Here is a 20,181-nt window from a genome sequence, read left to right on the forward strand (position 1 = left end):
TCGGTGGTGGCCGCGCGGTCAGCGAGGCTCGGCCGTGCGCGCCGCGGATCCGTGGTGGCGCGAGACGGTTCCGTTCACCGGGCGCCGGTCCCCTCCATCATCTCGCGCAGCTGCGCTTCCTCCTCGCGGTTGAGCGAGGTCTGGATGACATGCCCGCCGTACGACTGGATCTGCGGGATCACCTTGTCCGGGGTGCTCTGCACGACCAGGACGAACAGCGCGGCGGTGCCGGGTTCCAGCGTGTCGGCGAGCTCCCTCATGAACTCGTCGTTGACGCCGGCATCGGTCAGCGCTCCGGCGGCCGCTCCGGTGGCGGCGCCCAGCGCCATGCCGAACAGCGGCATGAAGAACAACAGCCCGATCAGGCCACCCCACACCGCTCCGCCGGCCGCCCCCATGCCGGTCGTCCCCTTGGTCTGGAGCAGCTTGATCGTGCCGTCGGCCCGGCGTTCGACGATGGCCATGTCCTCCATCGTGATCAGGTTCTGCCGTTGCAGGTCGGCGAGGCGATCACGTACGGCGATGGCGGTGGCGACGTCCGGGTAGGAGATCGCGATGAGGTTGCTCATGGGGCTGTTTCCTTCTGATCGGTTGCGTCGACGAACAGGTGGTCCAGAGGGCAGCACCCCACATCACGGCACGTACGGGGGCAACCTCTGCCAGACCCGCCCTCCCTGCTTCTGATCCCCCCTTTCCGATCGGGCGGCCACCGCGAGGAGGCAAAAGATTTCCATGGGGCAAATCTGTGCAGCCTTTCGGATTCGGCCCTCAGCACGCCGAGAAGGCATCGGCCTGGCAAACGGAAGCAGGGCCTTTTCATGCCCGTCGTCGAGGGTGAGCGGCCGTGGTCACGGGGACCATCCACTTCGCCCTCTTTCTGGTGAGGCGTGATGGAGAGGCGGGGGCTGCCATGGGCTGTTTGTTCGCGGTTTTTGCGGGGCTGTTTCCACGACTCGCCGTCTTCATCATCTGGGTGGCGCGGCCCGCGCTGGTGAGCGCCGCCTTCGACACCTGGATCTGGCCCCTGCTCGGCCTGATCTTCCTGCCGTTCACCACGTTGATGTACGTGATCCTTTACATCCCCGGTGTCGGACTCAGAGGAGCGGACTGGTTCTGGATCGCCGTGGCGGTCGTGCTGGACCTCGTCCACTGGGTCGGCACCGCGACCCAGCGTCGCCGGATCCCCGGCTATCCCCAGGGCTGACCGCCCCCGCTCCACCCGCCGGAGGGCACGTCACTTCGGCGGCGGCGCTTCCCTGGGTCCGCCCTTCGGCGGCGGCGCTTCCCCGGGTCCGCCCTTCAGCGGCGGCGCTTCCCCGGGTCCGCCCTTCGGCGGCGCCGCTTCGGCGGCCATGACCTCCCGGAACTCCTGACGCGTGGCGAACGTGTCGACCAGCGACAGCAGCATGGCCACCACCGGGATGGCCAAGAGCGCACCCATCGCGCCGAACAGCGACGCCCCCAGGATCACGGCGGCGAAGGACACCCCGGGATGGATGTCCACCGCCCGCGAACTGATCTTCGGCTCCAGCGTCAGGTTCTCCACCTGCTGGTACACGATGCCCCAGGCCAGCGCGGCCACGCCGATCCAGGGCCGGGACGAGACCAGCCCCACCACCACCGGCAGGGCGATGGAGATGTAGGTGCCGATGGTGGGCACGAGCTGGGCGACCAGCCCCGTCCACGCCCCGAGCGCCAGCCAGGAGGGCATGCCGAGCAGCAGGAACACCAGGGCCGAGGCCGTGCCGTTGATGGTGGCCAGAATGAGCCGGGAGGAGACGTAGCCACCGGTCTTGATCATGGACACGTCCCAGACGCTGATGAAGACCTGCTGGACCCGGCCGGGCAGCAGCTGCGCGAGCCACCGGCGCAGCCTCGGCCCGTCGGCCGAGAAGTAGAACGTCAGCAGCGCCAGGGTGAACAGGTTGAACACCGTTCCGGTCACCGTGCCCAGCAGGCCCAGGATCCCGCCGAGCGCACCCTGCGCGTACTCGGCCGCCTGCTGCGGGGTGAGGTTGATGGAGTGGAGGATGTCGGAGATCTCGTAACGGGTGCCGAACCGGGTGTTGACCCACTCGACGACGCCGGTGATGACCTCGGGCAGGGCCTTCAGCAACACCGCGACCTGTTGCACGAACATGCTGCCGAACAGCACGAGGAAGATCACGAAGGCCAGGATGAACAACGTCATCACCAGCAGTGTCGCCCTGCCCCGTGGCATGCGCCGCGACATGCGGCGCACGGCGGGCTCCATGGCCAGCGAGAGGAACCACGCCATCACCAGCATGGCGATCAGCGGACCCGCGTCGGTGAGCACGAACCGGAGGAAGAACGCCACCGCGACGACGGCCGCCACGGCGAGCCCGGCCCGCCAGACGTTGGCAGGCGACAGCAGCACCTGCACCGCGGGCACGCCGCCGCTCGACTCCACCGGCTTCTTCATGGCTGGCTCTCCAGGCTCTGGAACCCACCTCCCGTGACCGCGCGCGGACGGCGGCCCTCGGCGCGTCCAGCCAGTGGCTTGAGCTGCGTCGTACACGGAAGCGACGCACCCAACGTACGACGGCCGACCGCTCCAGCCCGGCATCTACCGCCTGCTCGGCTTGTCCGCGGACGAGCCGACCCGAGCATCACCTGGACCAGAACGGGATGAGTTGTCTAGCTTTCCTCCCCTTCGCTGGAAGGCTGCTGATCGGCTGGTTCCTCCTGGGTGCCGTACATCGTGTCGTGCTGGATGCGAGGCGAACACACCGACGCGGACGGGCACGCGCAGCGCCTCCCGCCGTCGTCCAGGCGCACCGTCACCGTGTCGGCCGGGACGTTGTGCCCCGTCACGACCCCGTCGCCCTGCGGCGTGCTCACGCGGCTTCCCGCGCGAGGCATTCTGTACCGGCTCTCGACGTACAGCGGGTGCTCGTACTTCAGGCAGCACATGAGCCGCCCGCAAGCTCCCGCGATGCGCAGCGGATTGACCGGAAGGTCCTGGTCCTTCGCCATGCGCACGGACACCGGCTCGAAGTCCTTCAGGAAGGTGGCGCAGCACAGGTCACGGCCGCAGGGACCGATGCCGCCCTGCAGCCGCGCCTCGTCCCGGGGGCCGATCTGCCGCAACTCGACCCTGGCCCGCAGGTTACGGGCCAGGTCGCGGACCAGGGCCCGGAAGTCGACCCGATGAGGGGCCGAGAAATAGACGGTGTAGACGTTGTCCTGGTCGAGATAGTCGATGCCGACGACCTTCATCGGCAGCCCATGTCGTTTGATCAGCTTCTTGGACACGCTGCGGGCCTCGGCCCTGCGGCGTTTGTTGGACTCGTCGCGCGAGAGGTGTTCCTCTTCCGCCGGCCCCGCGCACACGGGCAGACCGTCGATGTCCTCGCTCGTGTACTGCGGCGCCCACACACACTCCGCCACCTCGGGACCCGAGTCGGTCGGCACCAGCACCTTGTCGCCGACCTTGGGGGCGTGCCCGCCCGGATCGAGGTAGTAGAGCCTCCCGTAGCGCGTGAAGCTCACGGCCATGATCATTCCCATGGGCTAGAGCTCGCCTCCCTGACGGCCTCGGGGGTTGTTACGGCCTTCCGTTGCCACACTACGTGGGTCCGCCCGGCGAACGTGAGGGGCACCGAGCCCGATCTTGAATCAGCCGCCCTCCCGGCACCGCTTGTCCTTCGGCAGACTCACCCGGTAGCCGGTCAGGGCCAGCCTCTCGATCAGGCAACGCTGCACGACGACGGATGCGACACCCCGCTGCTGTCTCAGGGTCTTGACCAGCCCGCTCCAGTCGTCGAGCTCCGACCTCATGCGCAACCGGTACGACTCCGGCATGTCCTCGACCCTGGTGGCGGCGACCAGGGCCTTGTTGTCCTCGTAGTCGCGCTTGAAGTTCTCGTACGCCGACGTCCGGTCCTCGTAAAAGACGGACTTCACCTGCTTGGACGCCTTCAGCAGCGCGAGGACCTTGTCCTTCTGTCTCGTCGTGATCCCCTTTCCCTCCTTGATGACCTGCTCGCCGTCCGATGCTCGTTCGGCACCGCAGGTGGGCAGCGCCGTGCCGTCCTGGCAGAGGAAGACACCGATCTGAGCCTCCGATGGCCGAAGGGAGACAGCAGCGGGCACCAGGTCGATGTCCTCGATCCCGGGGAGCCGGGCGAGCGCCTGCTTCACCTTCACCGGATCCGTGCCGGGCTCAAGTCGCAGCCGGAACGACGCATGCAGGTCGTCGGCCGTGACCGCGTCGAGCACCTGCTGATTCTGCGCGAAATCCTGTCGGAAAGCGGCGAGGACCGCCTCCCGGTCGAGGAACGTCACCGAGACGACGCCGGGCACCTCCTTCGCCGCCACCTCGATCGACTTCGCCTGCTCGGGCGTGACGTCCTGCCCCTTGCAGGACGGCGCCTTCCCACTGGCCGTCCTCGAACACAGATAGATCGTCAACTCCGACGAATCGGACCGCCCATCGGTGGGAGCGGCCAGCGTCACCACGTGCTCGTCTCCTCGAACCCCCAGCCAGACGGCGGTCGTCGCCCCCGCGAGCACCACCGTCACGGCCGCGCCCACCAGCCGCAGGTCCATCCGGCTCCGGCGCCGCTCGGGCGCCCGCAGCGGCTTGAGCGCGCCGGTGTCCACCGTCGCGCCCGCCTCGACGAGCGCCTCCCGCAGTCTGTCTTCCATCGGGCTGTTCATGATTCCTCCCCAAGCGCCCGGCCGGCCGAGGGCGGCGAGCCCTCGCGCGATCGTGGACCTGGCCGTGCTCGCGTTGACGCCCATGGTCTCGGCGATCTCCTGGTCGGACAGATCGAAGTAGTAGCGCAGGGTCAGCGCCTCGCGCTGCCTGCGCGGCAGCTCCCGCAGGGCGAGCAGCACCTCGCGCCGCTCCTCGCCCAGCAGCGCGGCGCTCTCGGCCGACCAGACCGGCGGCTCGTAGGGCACAGCCCGCCGGAACACCGTCGCCCGTCTGCGCAGGACGGACCGGCACCCGTTGAGCACGGCGGACCGCACATAGGCCAGCGCCCTGTCGGCCTCCCGCAGGCGGGCCCGGCCGGCGTGCGTACGTGCGAACGCCTCCTGCACGACGTCTTCGGCGGTGGCCTGATCACCGACCATGATCAAGGCGAGCCGCACGAGGCCCACATGATGTTCGGCGAAGATCGACGCCACATCGACCCGCTGCCGCTCCAGGGCCTGTTGTTGGGAGAGCAGTTCGACTTCCACGCTACAGAGACGCCTCACAGGCTCGTCTGCTGCTCCAGTCACCCGGATATTTTCCGCCCGCACGAGATCTCCCGGCAGGCGAACCCTCAGGCGCCCCGGAACCGGCACATCGAGCCGTCCGGCGTGCGGCGCACCGCGTTCATGAGCATCGAGGGGTCGCCGTCACCACCGCCGTCGGATCACGAAGGCGAGCCGCCGCGGGCAGGGGCCGAGACCAGGTCAGGCCGCCGCACGCAGCGACAACATCATCGCCTCCACGGCCATCTGCGGGTTGACGTTGGCGCCCAGCCGTTCCCGGCACCGCATGATCGCGTCGATCCGCCGCAGCGTCTCCTCCGGCGTGGACGACTTGGCGAGCTGGTCGAGGTCGAACCGGATGTCGTCGTTGGCCAGCTCCACCCCCGCCCCGAACTGCATGGCCAGCACGTCACGGTAGAACGACACCAGCTCCAGCAGCGCGGCGTCGAGAGAGTCCCGCTTGATGCGGGTGGCCCGGGACTTCTGCCGGTCCTCCAGCTCCTTGAGGGCTCCGGCCCCGCCGCGCACCAGCCCCCGGTTGAGCCCCTTGCCCGTGGACCCCTCGCCGTAGAGCTTGCGCAGCTCGGACGTCTCGTTCTCGTTGAGCGCCGCCGTGGCCGCCGCGGCCTCCTCCTCGGCCGTCTTGACCAGGCGTTCGGCGGCGGAGATGCACTCGCCCACGCCGGTCAGCGAGCGCGGGATGCCCAGCACGGCCTCCCGCCGGCGACGGGAGCCCTCGTCGAGGGCCAGCGACCGCGCCCTGCTGATGTGCCCCTGCGCGGCCCGGGCGGCGAACGCGGCGGTCTCCCACGGCACGCTGTCACGCGTGGCCAGCACGTGCGCGACGGCCTCGGTGGACGGCGTGGCCAGCGTGACCTGGCGGCAGCGCGACCTGATGGTGATCATGAGGTCGTCGGGGGCCGGCGCGCACAGCAGCCAGACCGTGCGCGCCGGCGGCTCCTCGATGGCCTTGAGCAGGGCGTTGGCCGCCGACTCGGTGGCGCGGTCGGCGTCCTCGAACAGGATGACCCGCCAGCGGCCCTGGGTGGGGGCGCCCGCGGCCCGCAGGATGAGCTCGCGGGTCTGCTTGACGCTGTAGGACAGCCCCTCCGGACGGACGGACTCCAGGTCGGGGTGGGAGCCGATCAGCACCTGGTGGCACTGGTCGCAGTGGCCGCAACCGCCGTCGGGGCACAGCAGCGCGGCGGCGAAGGCGCGCGCGGCCTCCTCCCGGCCCGACCCCGGCGGGCCGGTGAACAGCCAGGCGTGCGTCATGCCGGCGCCGCGACCGCCCTTGACGGCCTCGCCGGCCGCCGCAGCGGCCCGCGACAACACCGAGATCGCCTGGTCCTGCCCGACGAGGTCATCGAAAACCGTCACGGGGTAAGGCTAGTCGCGGATGGCGGGCATCGTGCCCGTGGCGTCTTCGGACTCCCGGGGAACCGGGTCGGGCAGGATCTCGCGAATGCGGTCCTGGATCTGGCGGGTCAGCACCTCGGGCGCCATCGTGCCGTCGACCACGAGGTAGCGGTCCGGATCGGCGGCGGCCAGCGCGCGGAACTCCTTGCGCACCCGCTGGTGGAACTCCAGCGGCTCCGACTCGATCCGGTCGGCCGCCCCGCCCAGCCGGGTCAGCCCCACCTCGGGCGGCGTGTCGATGAGCACGGTCAGATGCGGTACGAGCCCGCCCGTCGCCCACGCGTTGATCTTGGAGACGTCTTCGGGATCGAGCGCCCGGCCGGCGCCCTGGTAGGCCAGCGACGAGTCGACGTAGCGGTCGCTGATCACCAGCGAGCCCCGGTAGAGCGCCGGGCGGATCACCTTCTCGACGTGCTCGGCCCGGTCGGCCGCGTAGAGCAGGGCCTCCGAACGGGCCGACAGGCCACGCTCGGCCGCGTCGAGCAGGATGGCCCGCAGCCGCATGCCGATCTTGGTCGAGCCGGGCTCCCGCGTCTGGACCACGTCGTAGCCCTGGTCGCGCAGCCAGATGGCGATCAGCCGCGACTGCGTCGTCTTGCCCGAGCCCTCGCCGCCCTCGAACGCCATGAACAGCCCCGGCACGTGCTCGGCCGGCTCGGCGGGGTAACGCTCGCCGCGCACCGCCGCGATCAGGTCGGCCGAGAGCGAGACGCCCTTCCTGTCGTCCATGTGGCGCAGCGCCAGGATGCCGACGGCCACCGCGAGCACGCCGCCGATGACCAGCACCAGGTTGGTGCCGTCGAACCGGTAGGCGATCGCGCCCAGGCCGAACTCGTGGGCGCCGAACAGCGCCGCCAGCGGGTTGGCCACCGCCACCACGAGCAGCAGCGTCACCCGCGCGGTGGACTGCAGGAACGAGAACGTGCGCCCGCGCAGCGTGTCGTCGACCTCCAGCCCGATCAGGGTGTAGCCGATGATCCACGCGATGCCCGCGCACGCCCCGAGCAGCACCGTCAGCATGACCACGATGGGCAGGTTGTGGATCAGCGCGATGGCCACGAGCACCAGCCCGGCCACGGTGATGGCCAGGCCGAACAGCCGCCGCCGCGACAGCCCGTGCAGCAGCCTGAGGCCGACGAACATGCCCAGCGCCATGCCGACGAAGACCGCGCCGAACACGACGCCGTAGGCCGCGTCGCCGCCGCCGAGGGCCACCACGTAGATCTTGGCCACGCCGACCACAGCCCCACCCGCGGCGAACGCGCCCAGCATGCCGATGATCAGCCCGCGCACGAGCCGGTTGCCGCCCACGAACCGCCAGCCCTCGACGATCTGCTTGAGCACCGAGGGCGTCGAGATCGCGCCGTCGCGCCTGGGGATGCCGCGCAGCGTGAAGATCAGGAAGGCCGACACCAGGTAGGCCAGGGCATTGACGATAAGTGCCGGGGCGGTCGGGTCCATGCCGCCGAGCAGCGGCAGGACGCTGCGGCCCATGTCGCCGACCAGGGACAGCGCGGCGAACAGCAGGGCCGCGATCGGCGCGCTGCCGTAGGTGACCAGCAGGTTGAGCCGGTTGGCGGATTCGAGCTGGTCCTTGGGCACCAGGTTGGGCACCGTGGCGTCCTTGGCGGGGACCCAGAACAGGTTGACGCACTCGACCAGGACGGTCGCGACGATCACCCACTGGTACGTGCCGATGACGGGGATCGACAGCACGACCGCGAACCTGGCCAGGTCTGCCGTGAACATGGTCAGCCGCCGGTCGAACCGGTCGGCGAACACCCCGGCCAGCGGCCCGAGCAGCACCGCGGGCAACATCTTGGCGATGAACACGCCGCCCACAGCCAACGACTGCATGCGGTAGTCGCCCTGGTTGAGGTTTCCGGCGAGGGCGGTCAGGGCCAGGATGTTGAGCCAGTCGCCGAGACTGCACACCGACATGGCCGTCCAGAGCCGGCGGAACGGCGCATGGGCCAGCACATTCGCGGCGCGCCTAGGGGCAGTCATGATTTCAGCGTATCCAGGTGTCGGCCGGACATGGGAAGACAAGAAGACAACGCGGAATTACCCGCTTGTCCGTGGCTGAGGGTATTACGGAGTCGGGTCTGCGCGCAGGTCGCGCACTCGGAACAGCCCACCGAAATCATCATCAATTCATTACTCCGGCCTCTTGTCTGATCTCCTCCACCAGAGGGGACCAGGCGGCACGGACGGCCGACGGCAGGGCCAGCTCGCCCCAGAGCTCGACGAGCAGTGCGCCGTCGACGTGGTCGAGCAGATCGGCAGGACCGCCCTCGCTCAGCAGCACCGAGTAGGCCGCCCGGCGTTGGCCGCGATCGGCCAGGTCGTAGACCCGGTCGCCGAACCGCAGGACCCCCAGCGCCGCGGCCACCGGCAGCCGCCGCAACCGGCTCGGGACGTGGAAGCTACGACCGGCCGCCGTCTCCACGGCGAACTCGACCTTGGGCTCAAGCGCCAGCCGGAACCCGGCCGCGTCGAGGATGCGCCCGGCCGTCTCCAGCGTCGGCGACTTCCTGCCGTGCTCGTAGGCGGACAGTGTGGTGCGCGAGGTGCCACTCCTGCTGGCCAGCGCCTTCTGGTTCATGCTCGCCGCGTGGCGGGCCTGCCGGAACAGCAGCCCGCCGCGCCTGGCCCAGAACGCGACGTCGGGCGCGAGCGCGGCCGCCTGGCGCAAGGCACCTTCGGCGGGAGAGGAAACCATGATCACCTCCTGTGAGTATCCGGTCGGATACTACGCCAGGATGACACCACGTGGCCACCGCGTCGCGCAAAGTCAGGAGCGCAGCTCCAGCATAGTGATCTCCGGCGGCGCTCCGACCCGTACGGGCGGCCCCCAGAACCCGGCACCCCTGGTGACGTACACCTGCACGCCGTCGATCGTGGCCAGGCCGGACACGACGGGCTGTTGCAGGCCGACCACCAGGTTGAACGGCATGATCTGCCCGCCGTGCGTGTGCCCCGAGAGCTGCAGGTCGACGCCGAACCCGGCGGCCTGCTCCACCTGTACGGGCTGGTGCGCGAGCAGCACCGTGGACCGCCCCGGCTCACGTCCGCCGAGCGCCTTGCCGAAGTCGGGGCCGTCGCCCGTGGCCTCGCCGTTGAGGTCGTTCACCCCGGCCAGGTCCAGTACGGCGCCCTGGTGCGTGATCTCCACGCGCTCGTTGCGCAACGAACGGACGCCGAGCTGGTCGAGCTCCTCGACCCATTCCTGGGGGCCGTTCTGGGTGTAGTACTCGTGATTGCCGGTCACGAAATATGCCCCGTAGCGGGACTCAAGGCTCTTCAGCGGTCTGGCCAGGGCGCCCAGTTGGGCGACGGACCCGTCCACCAGGTCGCCGACGATGGCCACCACGTCGGGACGCAGGCCGTTGATCATCCTGACGATGCGCTCGGTGTGGCCGATGCCCGTGAGCGGGCCCAGGTGGATGTCGCTCACCACGGCGAAGCGCAGGCCGTTCAGCCTCGGGTCGAGCTTGGGCAGTGTGACCCGCACCGGCTCCAGGACGGGGTCGCCCAGGGCGCGGCTCACGCCGTAACCGACCGTGCCCAGCGCGCCGACCCCGGCCACCACTGCGGTGGTGCGTCCCAGGAACAGCCGCCTGCTCATGGGCGGCTCGGCCGCGGGCGGCGCGGAGACGGCCGCCACCGCGGGAACCGGGCTCGCCATGACCGGGACCGGCTCCTCCGCCGCCACCGTCCTGCGCTCGCGCCTGCGGATGAGCACCGAGGCGACGGCCCGCGGCACCTCCAGCACGAGCAGGAACACCACGAGGTAGAACATCAACGCCACCCACAGGTAGCCCGGCCAGGCCAGCCAGTTGCCCAGCTCCATCCGCGTTCCCACGAACGTGGCCACCACGAGCAGGACCAGCCCGACCAGGCCCCAGGTCAGCACCTTGCGGGCGCGCCCGGGGCGGGTCGCGGAGCGCACCATGCGATGCCACAGATACAGGTGCGCCACCAGGACCAGAGCGACGAAGACCAGCACGATCACACGTCGATGCTACTGACGACTTGTCCGCCGGCTTCTCCGCGGTGCCACTGACGATTCGCCGCCCCCTTCGCGGTGCCGCCTACGATCCGGCCGCCGGCTCCTTCGCTGTGCCACTCACGATTTGGCCGCCGGCTTCTTCGCGGTCGTCTTCTTCGCCGGCGCCTTCCGCGTGGTCTTCTTCGGCGCGGGCGCCCGCTCGCGGCGCTCGGCCAGCAGCTCGGCGGCCCGCTCGATGGTGATGTCCTCGACCGTGTCGCCCTTGCGCAGCGAGGCGTTCGTCTCGCCGTCGGTCACGTAGGGGCCGAAACGCCCCTCCTTGACCACCACGGGCTTCTTCGACGCCGGATCGTCGCCCAGCTCCCGCAGCGGCGCCGCCGCCGCGGCCCGCCGCCCGCGCTGCTTGGGCTGCGCGAACAGCTCCTTGGCCTGCTCGATCGTGACCGTCAGCAGGTCCTCTTCGGAGGAGAGCGAGCGGGAGTCGGTGCCCTTCTTGATGTACGGCCCGAACTTCCCGTTGTGCGCCACGACCTCCTCGCCGTCGAGCTCGCCCACGACCCGCGGGATCGCCAACAGCTTGAGCGCGTCGTCGAGGGTGATCGTGTCCAGCGACATCGTCTTGAACAGGGAGCTGGTGCGCGGCTTGGGGGCGTCTGCCTTCTTCGTCCGCTTCTTCGGCGCCTCGTCCTCGGCCGGCTCGGGCAGGATCTCCGTCACGTACGGCCCGTAACGGCCGTCCTTGGCCACGATCGTGTGCCCGCTCACCGGGTCGCGCCCCAGCTCACGGTCGCCGGTGGGCCGCGAGAACAGCTCCTCGGCCTTCTCCGCCGTCAGCTCGTCGGGCGTGGTGTCCTCCGGGACGTTGACCCGCGCGCCGTCCCTGTCCAGGTACGGCCCGTAACGCCCGACCCGCAGGACGATGTCAGTGCCCCTGATCGGGAACGAGCTGATCTCTTTGGCGTCGATGTCGCCGAGGTCGGTGACCATCTCCTTCAGGCCCTCGTCGCCGTCGCCCGCGCCGTAGTAGAACCGCTGCAGCTCGGGCACCCGCTCGGCGCGGTCGTTGGCGATGTCGTCGAGCACCTTCTCCATCTCGGCCGTGAAGTCGTAGTCGACCAGGTTGCCGAAATGCTGCTCAAGCAGGTTGACCACGGCGAAGGCCAGGAACGACGGCACCAGCGCGGTGCCCTTCTTGAACACGTAGCCGCGGTCGAGGATCGTGCCGATGATCGACGCGTACGTCGAGGGTCGCCCGATCTCCCGGTCTTCCATCTCCTTGACCAGCGACGCCTCGGTGTAGCGGGCGGGCGGCTTGGTCGAGTGGCCGGCCACGTCGAGCCGCGACACGGTCAGCGCGTCGCCCTCGGCCAGGTTGGGCAGCCGCTTCTCGGAGTCGTCGCGGTCGGTCGAGGGGTCGTCGGCCCCCTCCACGTACGCCTTGAGGAAGCCGTAGAAGGTGATCGTCCGGCCGGAGGCGCTGAACTCGACGTTCTCGCCGGCGGCCGAACGGCCGCTGACCTTGACGCTGATCGACTCGCCGACCGCGTCCTTCATCTGCGAGGAGACCGTGCGCTGCCAGATCAGCTCGTAGAGGCGGAACATGTCGCCGGACAGCCCGGTCTCGCCCGGCGTGCGGAACTCCTCGCCGGAGGGCCGGATCGCCTCGTGGGCCTCCTGCGCGCTCTTGACCTTGCTGGTGTAGACGCGCGGCTTGTCGGGCACGTACGCGGCGCCGTAGAGCTTGATGGCCTGCGAGCGGGCGGCCGCGATGGCGGTCTCCGACAGCGTGATGCTGTCGGTACGCATGTAGGTGATGAACCCCTGCTCGTACAGCCGCTGGGCGACCTGCATCGTGTACTTGGCGGAGAAGCCCAGCTTCCGGCTGGCCTCCTGCTGCAACGTGGTCGTCCGGAACGGCGCGTACGGCTTGCGCGTGTACGGCTTGCGCTCGACGGACTTGACCGAGAACGACGTGCCCTGGAGCCTGCCGGCCAGCTCACCGGCGGCGGCCTCGGACAGGTGGAGCACGTCGGCCGTCTTGAGCTGCCCGGTGCTGGCGAAGTCGCGCCCCTGGGCCACCCTCTTGCCGTCGACCGAGCTCAGCGTCGCGGTGAAGTCACGCGGCCGCTCCTCGGGCTTGCCGGAGTCGAACAGCGCCTGCAGGTCCCAGTAGTGGGCCGAGGTGAACGCCATGCGCTCCCGCTCGCGCTCCACCACCAGCCGCGTCGCCACCGACTGCACCCGGCCGGCCGACAGCCGCGGCTTGACCTTCTTCCACAGGACCGGGCTGACCTCGTAGCCGTAGAGGCGGTCGAGGATGCGGCGGGTCTCCTGGGCGTCGACCAGGCGGAGGTTGAGGTCGCGCGGGTTCGCGACGGCGTCGCGGATCGCCTGCGGCGTGATCTCGTGGAACACCATGCGGTGGACGGGCACGGTCGGCTTGAGTACCTCGCGCAGGTGCCAGGCGATCGCCTCGCCCTCACGGTCCTCGTCAGTGGCCAGGTAGAGTTCGTCGGCGCCCTTCAACAGCTGACGCAGCTTGCTGACCTGCGCCTTCTTGTCGGGGTTGACGACGTACAGCGGCTCGAACCCGTGCTCGACGTTCACGCCGAGGCGCGCCCAAGGCTCCTTCTTGAACGCCTCGGGGATGTCGTCGGCCCGCTCCGGCAGGTCACGGATGTGGCCGATGCTGGACTCCACCGTGTAGCCGGCGCCGAGGTATTTCTCGATCGTCTTCGCCTTGGCGGGCGACTCGACGATCACCAGGCGTGTTCCGCCGGAGCTGCCGTTCTTGGCTGGCACGCTGCTTCCTACCTCACTGTTCGCTTGCAATCCCCCTACCGGGAGTCGGCATAGATCTGAAAGGTAACCCGACTCGCGGAAATTTCCTTCCCCCGGGCTACCCACTAGCTTCCGGGTCCACCCACAAGCACGCAGAATAAGGCCCATCGAGCGGCATGGCGCCCTGACTCACCCTGGAGACTAATCGTTGTGCTCGACTACTCCTACATGGATATCTTCATTCCGCGCGACCTCACTCGCGAAGCCGCACGTCAACTGCTGACCGAACATGCAGAGTACGGCCAGTGGGAGCTCGCGCGGGTGCGGGTGCACCCCGACGGGAGCCGGCACGTACGGCTGCGCCGCAAGGTCATCCGTGTCCGCAGCACGCTCTGAGCCTGGACATGGCTTTGCCCGCCCCGGGCCGCGCCCCCGGAACGGGCAAAGCATCTATCGCCTACCACTCACGGCGGCGAGCGGTAGCGGTATCTGCGGTTACCTGCCTATGCCGTATATCTACTTACGGCCGAACCGGAACCGGCGAGCGGTCGCGAACAGCGTGGCCGAAGCGGCGAACATCGAGCCGAGCAGCAGCGCGAGCAGCGAGCTGGAGTTCATCCCGGTGAGACCGGCGGGCTGGGCGGCGCTCATCAGGCCCAGGTTGCCGACGGGCAGGCCACCGGTGGCGGAGGTCACAGCGCCGCCGACCGGGGTGGAGGTGAGCAGGTCGGTGGCCGGCGAGAGCGGCGACGAGGGGCGCGGCGGCGCCTTGCGCACGTTGTCGGCCCTGTCGGCGAGGTGACGCTTGCCGGGCCGGGTGGGCACCCGGTTCTGCCACGGCTTGGCCGGCACCTCCACGTTGCCGGGCGCGGCCTGCGTCGGAGCCTGCGCCTGGCCGGGGAGGCCGGGCAGCTCGGGAAGGGCGGGCAGGCCCAGCGTCTTGGAGGCGTCGTCCACGAGCGGCAGCGAGGAGAGGCCGCCGCCGACCGGCAGGCCCGAGCCCTGGAGCTGCTGCGTCACGTTGCCGGGAACCGGCAGGCCACCCACGTTCGGCACACCGCCGACGTTGGGCACGCCACCCACGTTCGGCACGCCGCCGACGTCGGGCAGCGCGGACCCGCCGCCGACGCTGTTGAGCGCGGGGACGGCGGGCACCGCGGGCAGCAGCCCGCTCTTCGCCGCGGCCGTGTGGCCGGTGGAGCGCAGGAACTGGTTGTAGCCGCCGCCCGGGTAGCCCGGCTTGCCGACGTGCGCGCCGCCGAGGCAGCCCGCCGCAGCGTCGCCCAGCACGGCCACCGCGTTGCCGCAGACGTTGACCGGAGCCGTGATCGGCGCGACCACCTGGTTGCCGCTCAGCACGCCCGAACGCCCCGAGGTGTGGTTGCCGCCGCCGCCCACGCCGTCGTGCGGCCAGACGGTCGCGCTGCCCTTGCAGTGGGCGTTGGAGGCGCCGAGCACCGCGGCCGCGTTGCCGCAGACGTTGAGCGGAGCCGTGATCGGCGCGATCACCTGGTTGCCCGCTCCGACGCCCGACTGCCCGGAGGTGTGGTTGCCACCGGCGCCGCGGCCGCCGTTCTTGACCGACACGACACCCCTGCACCCGGCGAACGCCTTGCCGAACGCGGCCACCGCGTTCCCGCAGACGTTGACCGGAGCGGTGATCGGCGCGATCACCTGGTTGCCGCTCAGCACGCCCGAACGCCCGGAGGTCGTGTTCCCGCCCGCTCCCGAACCGGCGCGGGTGTTCAGCACCGTCGCGCCGCCCCGGCAGTTGGCCACCGCGTTGCCGACGGCGTTGCCGCAGGCCGTGATGGGCAGGTTGACCGGCGCGATCACCTGGTTGCCGCTGCCCGCGCCGTAGCGCCCGTCGGTGTCGTTGCCCGTGGAGCCCGGCGCGGCCATGTGGTGCAGCCAGCCGCCGCCCGAGTTGGTGACACTGGCGCCGCCCTGGCAGCCCGCGAACGCCCGTCCGAACACCGCCACCGCGTTGCCGCAGATGTTGACCGGCGCGTTGACCGGCGCGACCACCTGGTTGCCGCCCAGCGCGGAGGAGCGCCCGGACGTACGGTTGCCACCCACGCCCACGCCGCTGTTGTGCACGGCGGCGCCGCCCTTGCAGCCCGCGGTCGCGTCGCCGAAGATGGCCAGCGCGTTGCCGCAGGCGTTGATCGGAGCCGTGATCGGCGCCGTGAGCTGGTTGCCGCCGATGAGGCTGGAGTCGCCCGAGGTCTGGTTGCCGCCGGCGCCGCCCTTGCCCTTGTTGTGGACGGTCGCGCCGCCCCGGCAGCCCGCGTCCGACCTGCCGAACAGGGAGATCGCGTTGCCGCAGGCGTTCAGCGGCGCGGTGATCGGCGCGTTGACCTGGTTTCCGCCGAGCACGCTGGAGTTTCCGGAGGTGCGGTTGGGGATGTCGCTCGGGCCGACGTTCTCGACCGAGGCGCCGCCCTGGGAACCGGCGGTCGACTGGCCGGCCGCGCCGACGGCGTTGCCGCTGATGTCGATGGGCAGGTTGATCGGCAGGTTGACCTGGTTGCCGCCGCCGACGGAGGAGTCTCCCGAGGTGTCGGCGAGGGCCGCGCTGCTGCCGAACGACATGACCGCGACCGCCAGAAGGGCCGCAGGGGTGGATGCTCTAGCCCACGTACGCATGCTGAATGCTCCTAGTGGTTCTTGGGGGGATACCTGAAACGGTTCGCGGGCAGCCGAGGCCGTGCGAGGACGTGCGAGGTCGCGCACAGCGGTGACCTCGGATTCGCGAACAGGTTGACTGACGTCTCACCCGCCGACGGAGGGGAAATGACCACGCTCCGCCGCCGCTCTCCGGACGGGTCGTCCGGGGCGTGCCTGGATGGCGGGATCAGTCAGGTGAGAAGGAAGGGTCGTCCGCCGCTGTGCGGACGACGGGGGGCAGCACGCGCGCCATGACGGCGGGCTGGTACTGCAGCCGCGGGTCGACACCGGACCTCGCGACATCCCCCATACCGGGCCCGAACGGGCCACTGCCACCACCGTTGGGCACCAATCCGTTGGTGTCCAAGATCTTTCCGGCGGAGGATGGTGGTGGCAGACCAGGATCCTGCTGGCTGTTGAGACCGTCCACGGTGCGCCCCGCCATCGCCTCGGCGTTGTCCGACGCCGAAAGCTGAACGGGGGCCGAAAGAGGAGCCGGGGCCGCGTCGGCGGCTCCTGTGGTGGCCGCGGTGGCGTCCGCGGCCGCCGGAGCGGCGGACATCATGCCGAACACGACGGCGAGCAGCCACCCGGCCGCCACGAGGGCGCCCATCGTGACCGCTCGCACGACAACTCCGCGAGCGCCGGCCGCGAACCGCGCCATCCGGTCGGCCCGCTCGGCGGTCGTGCCCTGTTCCGGGAACGTCATGTCCTGATCCGGGAACGTCATGTCCTGATCCGGGAACGTCATGGGCACGCGGCGCACAGCGAGGGACGACGCCCCCGACTGTCCGACCTTCGTGCGTGCCACCTGATCTCCCAGCTTCCGGAACCGGCCTCACATCGTGAGGCCGGTCCGTGGACTCACCCCTCAACGATCCGTAACCGTAGCAGCACCCAAAGTTGCCGCAAGGGCTTTTCAGCAGAGACCCCGAAAAAGGCCAAGGACACGCTGGCCCGCTTCACGTGAGACACCTGGAAGGGTCATCCCGGGGGTGCGGCCGGGGGCGCCGGACAGGTGTCGCCGGCCGCTGTGCCGATACTTGGTATGACTCACCCCCCAGAGTTTGCTAACCTTACGGAGCCGACGCGAGATGACGGTCCCGCGTGCAGGCACCAAGTCCGGGTGGCGGAATAGGCAGACGCGCTAGCTTGAGGTGCTAGTGCCCAGTGATGGGCATGGGGGTTCAAGTCCCCCCTCGGACACACCAACCGCACATGTGGGGGTTCCGGTTCAACGGGCCTCCACATTTTGCTTTTCCGGGTAGTGCTTTGTGTTGGGTTCGCATGGTGACGGTCATCGGGTGCTCGGGTGGACGGTGGGGGCGGCCTCTTACGATGGGGCTCGTCCGGTCAGACCGATTCGGCGGCCTGTCAGGGTGATCGCCTGGTGCAGGACGAAGGTCCAGCCGAAGGAGAGCAGCACCAGCGGCCAGTCGGGGGTCAGCCAGAGCAGCAACAGTGGCCAGAGGGTCACCAAGAAGTCCACCTGGTCCACGACGTGCAGCAGGGGTCCCCACCATCCATGGCCGGGGCGACCCGGGGGCACGTCCAGTTGGCGCTTGACGAAGGAGTTGATCAGTTCGCCGGCGGTCGCCCCCAGGCTCAGTGTCGCTCCCAAGGGGAGCACGATCTCGGCGCGGTAGTGAATGAGTGCAAGGTCGCCGGCCCGGTCGCCGACGGCGGCCTGTACCGCCACCCCCAAGGTGCAGCCCAGCAGGCTGCACAGCATGCCGAGCCAGGTCTTGTTCGCGCCGAAGACGCGCCGCCCTCGGACGGTCAGCCCCGCGTCGACCGGCCGCCGCAGCCACCGCCCGAGATCGAACCGGAGCGCGACCCCCAGCACCACCATGCCGACGGCGAGCGGAGCGAACAGGTAGAGCGCCTGGGCGCTGTACAGGCCCAAGCCGTCCAAGCCCGAGCTGTGCATACCCAGGCTGTGCATACCCAGGCTGGGCATACCCAGGCTGGGCAGGGCCCAGGTGCTCGGGGGGGCCGTTGTGGTCAAGGTTGGCTCCCGTACGTCGTGCTCATCGCGTGCTCGGCCGCATCGGTCGTCGTCGGAGGCATCGTTCAGAACCAGTACAGCGCGCCGCCGACCTGGACGCCCGCGCCCGCGCCCAGCACCAGCCCCACGTCACCGGGCCGCGCCAGTCCCCGCTCGCGCGCCCCGCGGAAGCCGTACGGCAGTGAGGAGGTGTAGAGGTCGAGGCCGTCGGCGCAGGTGTTGACGACCCGCTCCGGCGACACGTCCAGCGCCTCTGCCAGCCGTCGCAGGAACTCGGGTGAGCGTTGCGGGGCCAGTACGGCACAGAGCTCATCCGCCTTGACGCCGTCGCGGTCGAGGACTTCCTCGGTCACCTCGGTCAGTCCGGACAGGTAGTGGTCCTCCAGATCGCCGTCCTGGTGAATATGGAGGTACGAACGTCCGCCGTGGTGTCGTGCCTCGATCGTGCGCGCCGCCAGATGCTGAGGGTGGGCGCGGAATAGGAATTGACCGAAACCGGTGTGTCCGTCCGACGCCGCGTCCAGGATCAGGGCCGAGGCCACCTCGCGCACTCCGAGCAAGGCCTCCGGCCGTACCTCCAGGTTGTTCTCGATCTCCGCGGCGAGCACCATCGCCGTCTCGGCCTTCCCCGCCTCGATCATCGTCGCGGCCACGTGACAGGCGTTGAGGAAGCCGAGCGATCCGTTGCACACGTCGAAGGCGAAAGTGCGCCTGGCCCGATCCGACTCCACGCTGTCGTTGATCTCCAGCGCGCCGGCGACGAGCGCCGCCAGTGCCGGCTCGGAAAGGTACTGCTCACGGTAGACCCCGGCGTACAGCAGCAGCTCGATCCGGCTGCGGTGGTATCCGGACTCCCGCAGGCACTCATCGGCGGCGAGCCGGGCCAGTCCGAGCGCGCGCCGGTCCGCGGACCCACCGTCCGGGGACATGCCGACGCTCTCGATCCGCACCCGCCGGCGGGGGCGTCGCGTCGCGCTCGGGGCCGGTGCCGGGGCGCCGGACGGGCGCGGCGGCGCACCGGGGTCGCGCAGCCGGTCGGGCAGGTCGTCCAGGGTGTAGACGGCTGTGCCGACCGTCAGTCCGGAACCGGTGACGCTGAACAACACGTTGTCCCCGGTACGCACCCGCCCGCTGGACGCCTTGTCATGCAGTGCGATGAAATGACTGGTGGTCGCAGTGTTGCCGCGTTCGGCCAGGTTGTAGACGACGTTGCCGGGGTGACACACCGTCCGCCGGTAGCGCCGGTTGATCTCCGTCACCGCGTCGCTCAGTGTCTTCTCCGAAGTCTGGTGCATGATCAGGTGCTGGCAGGCGTCCGGGCGCGCACCCAGCCCGGCCAGCACGTCCATGGCGTGCAAGATCGCTTCGTTCACGGTCACCGCGTGCAGCCGGAGCGAGTCGGTGTGCATGATCGCACCGCCGTGCTCCCGGTCCGTCGCGTGCGCCAGGCAGTACTCGCCATAGCGGCCCAGCGTGTAGAGGTCCAGCGCGTGGAAGCCGCTGTTCCCGTCGGTGGAGCGCCCCAGCAGCAGTGCGGCCCCGGCGTCGCCGAGGGTCAGGCAGGCCATCCGGGGATCCATGAAACCGTCGATCTCCAGCTGGGCGGTCCGGGTGAGGTGGGTGATGTGCTCGCCGCTGACCACGAGGCCGCTGTCGATCACGCCGGCCTTGAGGAACGCGTCCACGACGGCGATCGCGGTGAACATCCCGGCGCAGCCGTTGGTCACGTCGAACGAGAGCGCCTGACGCAGGCCGAAGCGTTCGCGCAGTTTGGCCGACGTGCTCGGCTCGTAGGAGAACGTCATCGGCCCGTCCAGCCGGGAGATGTTGCAGCAGATCAGCAGGCCGATCTCGGCGGGATCCCGCGCGGAGCGGGCGAGGCAACGAGAGGTCGCCTCGATGGCCAGATCGATGGAGTACTGCCCGTCTTCGACGGCTCGCCGTGATCGGATGCCGGTGAACCGCTCCAGCGGGAACCGGAGCGGGGTCCGGCAACCGTCGAGGACCTCCTGGGTCGACAGCACCCGCGACGGCAGGTACACCCCCAGACTCTCGATCATGG

At 69.9% G+C, this 20,181-nt stretch carries 15 protein-coding genes and 1 tRNA gene; 3 read left to right on the forward strand and 13 right to left on the reverse strand.

Going from position 1 to position 20,181, the window contains the following annotated elements:
• Positions 1-74: 74 nt before the first annotated feature.
• A complete protein-coding gene (locus tag ACIA8R_RS01055; RefSeq protein ID WP_364083943.1) occupies positions 75-569 on the reverse strand; it encodes a DUF1269 domain-containing protein in 495 nt (164 codons plus the stop codon).
• A 275-nt stretch (positions 570-844) separates the two neighbouring features.
• Here ACIA8R_RS01055 and ACIA8R_RS01060 point away from each other — a divergent pair, with 275 nt between their 5' ends.
• On the forward strand, positions 845-1,204 hold the full coding sequence (locus ACIA8R_RS01060; RefSeq protein WP_357702152.1) for a hypothetical protein: 360 nt from the start codon (positions 845-847) through the stop codon (positions 1,202-1,204).
• 30 nt (positions 1,205-1,234) lie between these two features.
• Here the strand turns inward: ACIA8R_RS01060 and ACIA8R_RS01065 are convergent, their stop codons facing one another.
• The 8 genes from ACIA8R_RS01065 to topA form a co-directional block, all read right to left on the reverse strand.
• Entirely contained in the window at positions 1,235-2,443 is a 1,209-nt protein-coding gene (locus ACIA8R_RS01065) for an AI-2E family transporter (RefSeq protein ID WP_397035775.1), read from the reverse strand.
• A gap of 215 nt (positions 2,444-2,658) precedes the next feature.
• A complete protein-coding gene (locus ACIA8R_RS01070) occupies positions 2,659-3,519 on the reverse strand; it encodes a stage 0 sporulation family protein (protein ID WP_397036522.1) in 861 nt (286 codons plus the stop codon).
• Positions 3,520-3,639: 120 nt separating this feature from the next.
• Positions 3,640-5,211, reverse strand: coding sequence for a permease-like cell division protein FtsX (locus tag ACIA8R_RS01075; RefSeq protein ID WP_397035777.1), 1,572 nt, complete (start codon positions 5,209-5,211; stop codon positions 3,640-3,642).
• A gap of 219 nt (positions 5,212-5,430) precedes the next feature.
• Positions 5,431-6,609 (reverse strand): DNA polymerase III subunit delta', encoded by a 1,179-nt coding sequence (locus ACIA8R_RS01080; RefSeq protein WP_397035779.1) that lies wholly within the window; start codon positions 6,607-6,609, stop codon positions 5,431-5,433.
• Between the two features lie 9 nt (positions 6,610-6,618).
• The gene (tmk, locus tag ACIA8R_RS01085) at positions 6,619-8,655 is read right to left on the reverse strand and encodes a dTMP kinase (protein ID WP_397035781.1); all 2,037 of its coding nucleotides are present in this window, start codon (positions 8,653-8,655) and stop codon (positions 6,619-6,621) included.
• A gap of 142 nt (positions 8,656-8,797) precedes the next feature.
• Positions 8,798-9,370 carry a helix-turn-helix transcriptional regulator gene (locus ACIA8R_RS01090; RefSeq protein ID WP_364083922.1) on the reverse strand — a complete coding sequence of 191 codons (573 nt, stop codon included), beginning with the start codon at positions 9,368-9,370 and terminating at the stop codon, positions 8,798-8,800.
• Between the two features lie 72 nt (positions 9,371-9,442).
• On the reverse strand, positions 9,443-10,663 hold the full coding sequence (locus tag ACIA8R_RS01095) for a metallophosphoesterase (RefSeq protein ID WP_397035783.1): 1,221 nt from the start codon (positions 10,661-10,663) through the stop codon (positions 9,443-9,445).
• A 114-nt stretch (positions 10,664-10,777) separates the two neighbouring features.
• Positions 10,778-13,462 carry a type I DNA topoisomerase gene (gene topA / locus ACIA8R_RS01100; protein WP_357702136.1) on the reverse strand — a complete coding sequence of 895 codons (2,685 nt, stop codon included), beginning with the start codon at positions 13,460-13,462 and terminating at the stop codon, positions 10,778-10,780.
• Between the two features lie 207 nt (positions 13,463-13,669).
• On the opposite strand from topA, the gene ACIA8R_RS01105 reads away from it, so the two are divergent.
• Positions 13,670-13,837, forward strand: coding sequence for a DUF5703 family protein (locus tag ACIA8R_RS01105; protein ID WP_379478577.1), 168 nt, complete (start codon positions 13,670-13,672; stop codon positions 13,835-13,837).
• A gap of 120 nt (positions 13,838-13,957) precedes the next feature.
• Here ACIA8R_RS01105 and ACIA8R_RS01110 read toward each other — a convergent pair whose 3' ends face one another.
• Both ACIA8R_RS01110 and ACIA8R_RS01115 read right to left on the reverse strand, forming a co-directional pair.
• Positions 13,958-16,090 carry a chaplin family protein gene (locus tag ACIA8R_RS01110; RefSeq protein WP_397035786.1) on the reverse strand — a complete coding sequence of 711 codons (2,133 nt, stop codon included), beginning with the start codon at positions 16,088-16,090 and terminating at the stop codon, positions 13,958-13,960.
• Positions 16,091-16,298: 208 nt separating this feature from the next.
• Positions 16,299-16,922 carry a hypothetical protein gene (locus ACIA8R_RS01115; protein WP_397035788.1) on the reverse strand — a complete coding sequence of 208 codons (624 nt, stop codon included), beginning with the start codon at positions 16,920-16,922 and terminating at the stop codon, positions 16,299-16,301.
• A 309-nt stretch (positions 16,923-17,231) separates the two neighbouring features.
• On the opposite strand from ACIA8R_RS01115, the gene ACIA8R_RS01120 reads away from it, so the two are divergent.
• Positions 17,232-17,317: transfer RNA gene (locus ACIA8R_RS01120), tRNA-Leu, on the forward strand.
• 127 nt (positions 17,318-17,444) lie between these two features.
• On the opposite strand, the gene ACIA8R_RS01125 is transcribed toward ACIA8R_RS01120, so the two are convergent.
• Together ACIA8R_RS01125 and ACIA8R_RS01130 are read right to left on the reverse strand one after the other, a co-directional pair.
• Positions 17,445-18,026, reverse strand: a complete 582-nt coding sequence (locus ACIA8R_RS01125; protein ID WP_397035790.1) for a CDP-archaeol synthase — start codon at positions 18,024-18,026, stop codon at positions 17,445-17,447.
• Between the two features lie 158 nt (positions 18,027-18,184).
• On the reverse strand, positions 18,185-20,179 hold the full coding sequence (locus ACIA8R_RS01130; protein WP_397035792.1) for a 3-oxoacyl-[acyl-carrier-protein] synthase III C-terminal domain-containing protein: 1,995 nt from the start codon (positions 20,177-20,179) through the stop codon (positions 18,185-18,187).
• Positions 20,180-20,181: the final 2 nt, after the last annotated feature.

The sequence above is a fragment of the Nonomuraea sp. NPDC051191 genome, assembly GCF_044455665.1.
Lineage (GTDB): Bacteria > Actinomycetota > Actinomycetes > Streptosporangiales > Streptosporangiaceae > Nonomuraea.